7 protein-coding genes and 1 pseudogene are annotated in these 8,104 nt (G+C 70.5%); 2 read left to right on the top strand and 6 right to left on the bottom strand.

Features of this window, described 5'->3' with window-relative positions; translation table 11 throughout:
- The 3 genes from ACYVE7_RS24520 to ACYVE7_RS24510 form a co-directional block, all read right to left on the bottom strand.
- The coding region (locus ACYVE7_RS24520; protein WP_460367590.1) for a HelD family protein at positions 1–2,050 on the bottom strand (2,050 nt) is incomplete at its 3' end.
- Positions 2,051–2,124: 74 nt separating this feature from the next.
- The gene (locus ACYVE7_RS24515) at positions 2,125–2,802 is read right to left on the bottom strand and encodes an acetoacetate decarboxylase family protein (RefSeq protein WP_460367588.1); all 678 of its coding nucleotides are present in this window, start codon (positions 2,800–2,802) and stop codon (positions 2,125–2,127) included.
- 19 nt (positions 2,803–2,821) lie between these two features.
- Positions 2,822–3,322 (bottom strand): SRPBCC family protein, encoded by a 501-nt coding sequence (locus ACYVE7_RS24510; RefSeq protein WP_460367586.1) that lies wholly within the window; start codon positions 3,320–3,322, stop codon positions 2,822–2,824.
- Positions 3,323–3,341: 19 nt separating this feature from the next.
- Between ACYVE7_RS24510 and ACYVE7_RS24505 the strand changes: the two genes are divergently transcribed.
- Positions 3,342–3,917, top strand: a complete 576-nt coding sequence (locus ACYVE7_RS24505; protein WP_460367584.1) for an HD domain-containing protein — start codon at positions 3,342–3,344, stop codon at positions 3,915–3,917.
- Between the two features lie 208 nt (positions 3,918–4,125).
- Here the strand turns inward: ACYVE7_RS24505 and ACYVE7_RS24500 are convergent, their stop codons facing one another.
- From ACYVE7_RS24500 to ACYVE7_RS24490, 3 genes are all read right to left on the bottom strand, one after another.
- Positions 4,126–5,052: a glycosyltransferase family protein gene (locus ACYVE7_RS24500; RefSeq protein WP_460367582.1), complete on the bottom strand. Its 927-nt coding sequence runs from the start codon at positions 5,050–5,052 to the stop codon at positions 4,126–4,128.
- Between the two features lie 28 nt (positions 5,053–5,080).
- Positions 5,081–5,932, bottom strand: a complete 852-nt coding sequence (locus ACYVE7_RS24495) for a sulfotransferase family protein (protein ID WP_460367581.1) — start codon at positions 5,930–5,932, stop codon at positions 5,081–5,083.
- Positions 5,933–6,032: 100 nt separating this feature from the next.
- Positions 6,033–7,574: an arylsulfatase gene (locus ACYVE7_RS24490; protein ID WP_460367579.1), complete on the bottom strand. Its 1,542-nt coding sequence runs from the start codon at positions 7,572–7,574 to the stop codon at positions 6,033–6,035.
- Between the two features lie 165 nt (positions 7,575–7,739).
- Here ACYVE7_RS24490 and ACYVE7_RS24485 point away from each other — a divergent pair.
- Positions 7,740–8,104, top strand: a pseudogene (locus ACYVE7_RS24485) (hypothetical protein); the annotation flags it as partial.

Here is an 8,104-nt window from a genome sequence, read left to right as displayed (position 1 = left end):
CGGAACGGCTCCGCCCTGCGCCCGGCTGCACGACGCCCGGCTGCCCGCTCCCCGACGTCTCCGGCAGGGCGAGCTCGGGCTGTACCGCTTCGGCCAGATCGAACAGACCGGGCTCGGCAGCCCCCGCTTCGACGTTCGGCGGGTTTTCGGGGGAGGAGGCCGGGACGAGGAGCACGGTGGCGTCGTGGCCCGACGTGCGGACGGCGCGGGCCGGACGGGCGTCCGGGACGGCGTGCGCGAGCACCCGGGTGGCGACCGCCGCGATCTCCACGGTGTTCCGGTAGTTCGTGGTCAGCTCGAACGAGTGCTGCGGCCGCGCGTTGCGCCGGGTGGCCGCGGTGCCGAGGGCGTTGGCCATGGCCTGCCGGGACGCCTCAAGATCCTCCCAGGAGGACTGGGCGGGGTCCTCGACGACCGTCCAGGTGGCCTGGCGTCCCCGCCGGCCGAGCATCCGCCACTGCATGGGTGACAGGTCCTGTGCCTCGTCGACGACCACATGGCCGAAGTCGTTGGCCTCCTCGGCCTCGTCGTCGACGCGACGGGCCCGGTCGTAGCGGTCGATCGACATGGACAGCTCCCGCATTTCGGGCTCCCAGTCGGCGACCTCCTCACCGGTGATGATGTTGACGCCGTCGATCACGTACGGGTCGTCCTCGCGGACCTGTTTGGTGGGGCGCGGGGGCTTGCCGAGCAGGGCGTCGATCTCGTCGAGCAGCGCGACGTCCTGGTAGGACCAGGTGTCCTCGACCGCGAACGAGGCGGCGAGCCGGCCGATCTGGTCGGGTTTGAGGTCGCGGGCCGCGGCGCGCTTCAGCCGTTCGACGTCGCCCAGGGAGCGCAGAACCTGCGTGGGGGTGCGGATCGGCCACCAGTCGCCGAGGAACCCGCCGAACTGGTCGCGGGCGTTCGCCACGAACTCGTGGCGTTTGATCCCCGGGGCGTCGACGAGGCCGCCGATCTCGAGGAAACGGTTCCAGAGGGCGTCGAGGAGGGCGTCGGCGGCCTTGCGGCGCGCGGTGTTGATCGTGCCCTGGCTGCGCTGGTGGATCTGGTTGCGGATCTTGTCGAGGCGGGGCCGGTCGAGTTTGACGACGACGCCCGCGTGCACGACGGTCAGCAGTTCGGGGGCGCCCGGCGGGTGGTCGGTGACGGCGCGGCGCAGCAGCCTGACCATAGAGCCCGAGCCCTTGATCCGGGTCAGTTCGGGGGAGTCGTGGCGGGTGGCGACCGCGCCGGGCACCAGGTCGCCGAGGGAGCGCAGGACGGCCGAGCCCTCGCCCAGCGACGGCAGGACCCGCTCGATGTAGGCGGTGAACCGCTGGTTGGGGCCGACGATCAGCACGCCGCGGCCGCCGAACCTGCGCCGGTGCCGGAACAGCAGGTAGGCGACCCGGTGCAGGGCCACGGCGGTCTTGCCGGTGCCGGGCCCGCCCCTGACGATCACGGTGCCGTCGGCGGGCGCCCTGATCACGAGGTCTTGTTCGCGCTGGATGGTGGAGACGATGTCGCGCATCGACCCTTCCCGGGTGCGCGCCAGGGACGCCAGGAACGCGCCGTCGCCGACCACGGTCAGGCCGTCGGCGAGCTCGGGCTGGAGCAGGTCGTCCTCGATGTCGATCACGCGGTGGCCGCGGGAGTGCAGGACCCGGCGGCGAATCACCTCGTGCGGGTCCTCCGGGGTGGCCCGGTAGAAGGCCTCGGCGGCCGGGGCGCGCCAGTCGACGACCAGCGAGTCGTGCTCCTTGGTCCGCACCCCGATCCTGCCGATGTACAGGGGGGCGTGAGCGGTCAGGTCGAGGCGGCCGAAGACGAGGCCGTCGTCGGCGACGTTCAGCGCCTCGGCCCGCAGGGACGCCTGGTAGACCATGGCGTCGCGGTCGACGAGGGAGCTCTTGGTGCCGGCCTGGGCCTGGCGGAACCCTTCGGCGAGCATCCGCTGGGCGTCCTCGCGCATCTCTTCGAGCCGCACATAAGCGACGTCGACGCGCTCCTGCTCGGCTGCGATCTCGGCATCCTTGACCTGCCCGTTGGCGGTCCCGGTCGCAGACATACATCTCCTTCAAAGCAGGCAGACGACAAGCTTATTTGCTCGCCGCCCCCCTCTTCGCCTGCTCCAGGAGGGAACTACACGGGTTCGGCGGCGCCGAAGCTCATGGCGAGGCGGCCGACCGTCGTGCTGGTGAGGGCGGGACGCCGGTCCAGGCCGAGCCTGCGGAGATCTTCGGCGGCCGGGTGGTCGCCGAGCCGGACGACCGCGCCGCCGGGACGCATCCGGACCGCGGACGGGGCCATGGTCCAGGGGGTGCGCCGGGTGACGCCGTCGAGATGCGCGTAGGCGTCGATCTTGGGGCTGCCGGCGCCGTCGGGGACGGGCAGGCCCGGCTTGATCTGGACGGCGAGGACGAGCCGGCCGTCCTGGTGGACGGCGGCCCGGTGGGGTGACGTCCAGTCGATCGGCAGCCGGGTGAGGACCTTGGGGAAGCCCCAGATCGTCCGGCCGGCGTCGAGGGTGAAGGAGCCGTCGACGGGCAGCCAGTGGATGAACGCGCCGGGCGCGCCGCCGCCCGGCCGGTCGACCAGGAAGGCCACGGCGAGCTCGTGGTAGGGGCCGAGGTCGCCGTCGAGGTATTCGACGAACGCCAGCGAGCACAGGCCGCGGCCGAGTTTCGCGGCGATGGTGAGGCCGCTGTGGTCGATGATCTGCTGGGCGGTGCGGGCGGGCACCGGGAACATCGCGGACGCCACGCGCGCCCGGCGGATCTCGACCGGCAGGGTGATCGTCTGGCCTTGGATCACGTGCATGGGCCCAGTAGAACAGGTTCTAGACTGGAGTCTCAAGGCCTGACTTGACGCGGTTCAGGGTGGTCCGCATCCCGATCCGGTTCAGCGCGGCCCGGTCCCCGGCCCGGACGCCCGTGAACACCCGTCCCATCCAGGAGACGAGCGGGGCCAGCCGGTAGTCGCGGCGCAGGTCCTGCCAGTACTCGGTGAGACGGGTCGTGCCGTCGCCGACCGGCTCGATCCGGTAGCCCCACAGGGCCACCTCCATGCCGAAGCTGTAGACCCGGAAGGCGAACGCCGTCTCCGGGACGTTGGCGGTGACGTCGCAGGTGGTGAACCAGACGAACGGCCCGCGCCGGTTGAACCCGACGAACCGGGCGCCCTCCTCGGCGGAGTCGTCGCGGAGCCAGACCTTGAACACCTCCGGCGACCACTCGACGGCCCGGCGCGGGTCGGAGACAGCGGCGTACACCTTCGCGGCCGGAGCGTCGATCAGCACGCTCTCCTCGGCCACCCATTCGCGTTCCACGCTGACGATCATCCCGCATACTGGGGAGGCGATGGACTATCAGAGCTGGCGCACGGTCGCCGAGGCCGAGAACGAGCTACGGGACGAGCTGGACGCGGCGACGTTCGCCCTGGTCATGAGGGCGGCGCGGGCCGCGGAGCGGTGGCACGGCGAGCAGAAACGCTTCACCGGCGAGCCTTACACGGTGCATCTGCTGGAGGCGCTGGAGATCCTTCTCCGGGGCGCGGGCGTCACCGACGGGGACGTGCTGGCGGCCGTCCTGCTGCACGACGTGGTCGAGGACACCCCGGTGACCCTCGCGGAGGTGGAGGCGGAGTTCGGCCCGGTCGTCGCCGAGTACGTCGACTGGGTGACCAGACCCCCGGTGGCGTCGAAGCGGGAGAAACGGGCCGCGAAGGTCGCCTACCTGCGCCGCCTCCGCGACGCCCCCGAACAGGCCATCTGGATCAAACTCGCGGACCGCGCCAGCAACGTCCAGACCCTCCACGCGATGCCCCCTGACTTCCAGCAGCGCTACCGAACCGAGACCACCACCTACCTGATCCCCCTAGCCCAAGGCCACCCCTTCTTCGAACCGTGGTTCGCGGCCTGGGCGGCGGGCGCTTAGGCCGCGTGGGCGGCGGTTGCGAGGGTCGTGACCGAACGCGGGATGCCACTGGCCCAGCGCTGTTCTTCGAACCGTGGTTCGCAGCCTGGGCGGCGGGCGCTTAGATCGCCCGGGAGGCGGTTGCGAGGGTCGTGACCGAGCACGGGTGCCGGTGGCGCGGGGCCAGCTGTTCTTTGAGGCGTGGTTTGGGGCTTGGGTGGGTGGGGGCTTAGGCGGCGCGGGTGACGGCGGCTTCCAGGGTGGCTAGGAAGTGGGGGGCCTCGTGGGCCCAGTCGAAGCGGAGGGCGGCGGCTTCGTGGCCTCGTTTGGCCAGGTCGGCGCGGGTGGGGGCGCTGGACAGGAGGTGGTGGATGGTCTTGTGGGCGTGGGGGACGTCGCGGACGGTCAGGCCTGAGCCGATCTCGTCCAGGAGGAACGACGTGGACGGTTCGGGGAAGGAGATGACCGGGACGCCGTGGGCCATGTACTCCAGGACCGGGGTGGGGGCCTCGGAGCGGGGGCGCCGGGGGAAGGACAGGCCGGCCGAGGCGCCCGAGATGATGCGGAGGGCGCGGTCGTTGGGGACGTAGCCGTACCAGCGGAGCACGCCGTCGCGCTGCGCGGCCCGCAGGAGGGGGCGGGCGTCCTCGTCGGGGGCGCCGATCAGCTCGGTGGCGACGCCCTCGGCGTGCAGTAGCCGGGCCAGCTCGATCAGTTCGACGACGCCGCTGTCACGGCTCAACCGGCCCAGATGGACCACGCGGCGGTCGTCCGGCGGGCGGAGCGGGACCGGCGGGACGGGTGTGAGCGTCGGCGAGTCGAGCCGCGCGGACGACCGGCGTGTGACGGGCCCGTCAATCAGCACCGGGACCCGGCGCGGCGCGACCACGCTCAGCTCGGGATCGTGCAGCAGCACCAGATCGGTGTGCGGGGCGTGCTCGTTCAGAGCCCGCCGAATATGCCGCAACGCCCGGAAACGATCGCTGAGGCGCGGGACGTCGACCGGGGTCAGCCCCGGCCAGGGCGTGGCGTTGCAGGCCCGGAACGGGGCCAGGTAGGTGACCTGGTGGCCCGCGTCGAGCAGGGCGCGGATCTGCCGGTGCAGGATCCGCGCGTCGTCGGGGTGGTGCCCGGCCGTGCAGACACATACGCGCATGTCGGGCATTGTGAACGCGGCCGGTGAACTACTCCAGGTAGCCCCAGGCCCGGCAGATGTCCTGAAGCTGAACGGCGATCTCGTCCTTCTTCGGCAGCGGCCGGGCGGCCTTGACCTCGCCGGACTTGATGTTGGCGCTCCAGTCGCCGAACACCGGGCGGATCTCGCCGTGGTCGTGCTTGCCGTAGTCGAGCATCTCCTGCTCCCACTCGACGCCCAGGTAGTCGCAGATCGCCTTGGTCTGCGTGACGGGGTCGGCGGTGAGGTCTTCGTACCGGACGGTGAGGCCGTCGCAGTGCTGGCGGGCCTCCTCCACACCGGTGACGTAGTCGAGGACCTCCTTGATCACCGCGTCGGGTTCGGCGCCCTTGCGGCGGTTCAGGACCGACTCGACGACCGACTGGGGGTGGCGGAGCAGGAAGATGTAGCGGGCGTCGGGCCAGGCCGAGGCGATACGCCGCCAGATCAGGGCGTTGGCCGGGGTCTTGTCGACCACGATGCTCTTGCCGCTGCGCTCCAGTTCGTGGTGGAGGACTCTGTCCCAGAGCAGGTGTTCCAGCTCCTTGCGGGTCAGGCCGAGCGCCTGCATGACGTCCTCGGTGAAGTCCCGGTTGGGGCGGACTTCCAGGGTGCGCAGGTGCAGCTCGTGCGGGGCGCGGATCTCGGAGTGGCTGTTGAGGATCATGCGGAGCAGGGTGGAGCCCGCCCGGACCGACGACAGCACGAAGACCGGCGAGGGCACGAGCCGCTCGGCGCTCCGGTCGGGCAGCAGGACCTTCTTCTTGGTCTTGACTCCCGGCGGACGCAGGGCCTCGGCGAGGTGCTCGCTCCGGCGGCGGATGGCCCGCTTCATGGCTGTGCTGCGTTGTGCTTCCTGCATCCTCAGATCCCGGTTAGACGGCGCGTATCCGAGACGATAGCGACACTTGATGTCATAACGGTCTCGCTGTTGCAGAAAAGATACTGAGAAAGAAGCAACCTCAAGGGCGCTTCGGGTGTCGCCAGGACTCGACCAGATACTTCCTGGCCTCCTTGACGAGCTCCGGCCGGTCGTCGGCGAGATCGTGCTTCTCGCCCGGGTCCTTCTTCAGGTCGTAGAGCTCGAAATGCCACTTGTCGCTGGGCTTGGAGTACTCGCGTCCCGGGGCGAAACCGACGAGCTTCCAGTGTCCCTTGAACCGGACCGCCGCCGCTGCCTTTCGGCCGCGCCCGTGATCCTCGCGTTTGTGGCTTTTGGTCTGGCCGGCGTGCAGCCGCAGCCAGTAAAGGTACTTGTGCTCGGGCGCCTTGCCCTTCCCGGTGAACACCCGGCGCAGCGAGACGCCGTCGTTCGCCGGGGCCTTCGCGCCGGAGAAGTCCGCCAGCGTGGCCATCAGGTCGTACTGGATCACCTGGCGGCCCGACTTCCTGCCCGCGGTGTGCTGGAGGATCTTGGGCGACCAGACGATCCACGGAACCCGGATCCCGCCCTCGTACAGGTTCCGCTTCAGGCCCCGGTAGGGGCCATTGGCGTTGAAGAAGTCGACGCTCACGCCGTCCTCCTCGTGCGGGCCGTTGTCCGAGGTGAAGATGACGATCGTGTTCTCGTCCAGGCCCTGCTGCTTCAACTGGTCGACGATCATGCCGACGTAGCCGTCCATGGTGGTGATCTGGATGGCGTGGGCCTTGTTCTGCGGGGTCCAGTCCTTCGCCGCGTACTCGCCGAACGACGGCACGACACTAGGGGCGTGCGGCAGCGGCAGCGTCAGCATCAGGAAGAACGGGGCCTGGGTGGTCTCCTGTCGTAGGAAGTCCAGGGCCTTCTGCATGATCAGGTCGGGGCCGAAGAGGGCGCCGAAATCGCCGGTGTTGCCCGGCAGGGTCACCTTGCGCTGGTTGTCCCAGAGATGGGTGGGGAAATAGCTCTTGGCCTGATGGTGGGTGAGGTACCCGAAGAAGTCGGTGAAGCCCTTCTCGTTCGGGTGGGACGGCTGGCCGGCCCGGTCCGGACCGAACCCCCACTTGCCGAACAGGCCCGTCCGGTAGCCGCGGTCGCGGAGCATCTCGCCGATCGTGCGGTCCTGCGGGCCCAGCGGGATGTCGCCGGAGCGCGGCGGGTTCCTGCGGACCGCGGTGTGGCCGGTGTGCTGGCCCGTCAGCAGCGACGAGCGGGCCGGGGCGCAGACCGGGGCGGCCGAGTAGGCGTCGGTGAAACGCAGGCCCTCGGCGGCCAGCCGGTCGATCCGCGGCGTCTTGATCTTCTTCTGGCCGTAGCAGCCGACCTCGCCCCAGCCGAGATCGTCGGTGTAGATCAGCACGAAGTTCGGCAGCCCCGGCGCCGTCGTGATCGGCTTGTCCGGGGCGGGCGCGACCGGACGCTGCACCTCGCTCTGCGGGGTCGTCGCGGGCGGTTCCGGCGGAACGCCCTTCTGGGCGGTGCGCGGAGTCTTCCCCGACGTCTCCGACGGCCAGACGGCGGCGCAGGCCGAACCGCCCACCGCGAGCGCTCCAGCACCGAACAGAAATCGGCGTCTGTCAGTCAAGTGAGCACTCCAAGGGGGACAAGCCGGGGGGACCGGGAGGAAACTCTACCGACTGCCGAAGCCGGAACGGTGATGAACCTCTGCCGTCAGCTGGAGTTGGCCGTTCGTTCATCCGTGCGTGTGACGCTGAATCCGCACAGTAACGTCAAGGATGAGAACGGTGGCATGACTGATCTGGCCTGGGTGGAGTCACCCCTCCAGCTCCTGTCCGCGGTGGAGGCGCGCCACGCCGGCGTGCTGGGCCCCGCGGAGCTGCTGGTGCGCGGCGGCTCCGCCGCGCTGACGGCCACCGCCACCGAACTGGAACGGCTCGGCCTGCCGTCCGGCACCACGCTCCGCTACGAGAAGCGGGCGAAGGCCGGACGGGCCGCCTGGGCCGTCGGCGACGCGTTCTCCGGCCAGGTGCAGATGCGGCTGCTCACCGCGCGGCCGTCCCGGATCGTGCTCGTGGACGACGGGCTGGCCACCATCCATCTGCTCGGCCTGCTCGCCGGGCCGTGGCGGCAGCCGCTGATCAGGGCGCGCGCCTC

The sequence above is a fragment of the Actinocorallia lasiicapitis genome (assembly GCF_054778695.1).
This window is presented reverse-complemented; position numbering and strand designations above follow the sequence as displayed.

Coding starts and splice junctions, on each gene's coding strand:
- ACYVE7_RS24500 (WP_460367582.1), bottom strand. CDS start 5,052: ATGCGCGTATGTGTCTGCACGGCCGGGCACCACCCCGACGACGCGCGG.
- ACYVE7_RS24505 (WP_460367584.1), top strand. CDS start 3,342: ATGGACTATCAGAGCTGGCGCACGGTCGCCGAGGCCGAGAACGAGCTA.
- ACYVE7_RS24510 (WP_460367586.1), bottom strand. CDS start 3,322: ATGATCGTCAGCGTGGAACGCGAATGGGTGGCCGAGGAGAGCGTGCTG.
- ACYVE7_RS24515 (WP_460367588.1), bottom strand. CDS start 2,802: ATGCACGTGATCCAAGGCCAGACGATCACCCTGCCGGTCGAGATCCGC.
- ACYVE7_RS24495 (WP_460367581.1), bottom strand. CDS start 5,932: ATGCAGGAAGCACAACGCAGCACAGCCATGAAGCGGGCCATCCGCCGC.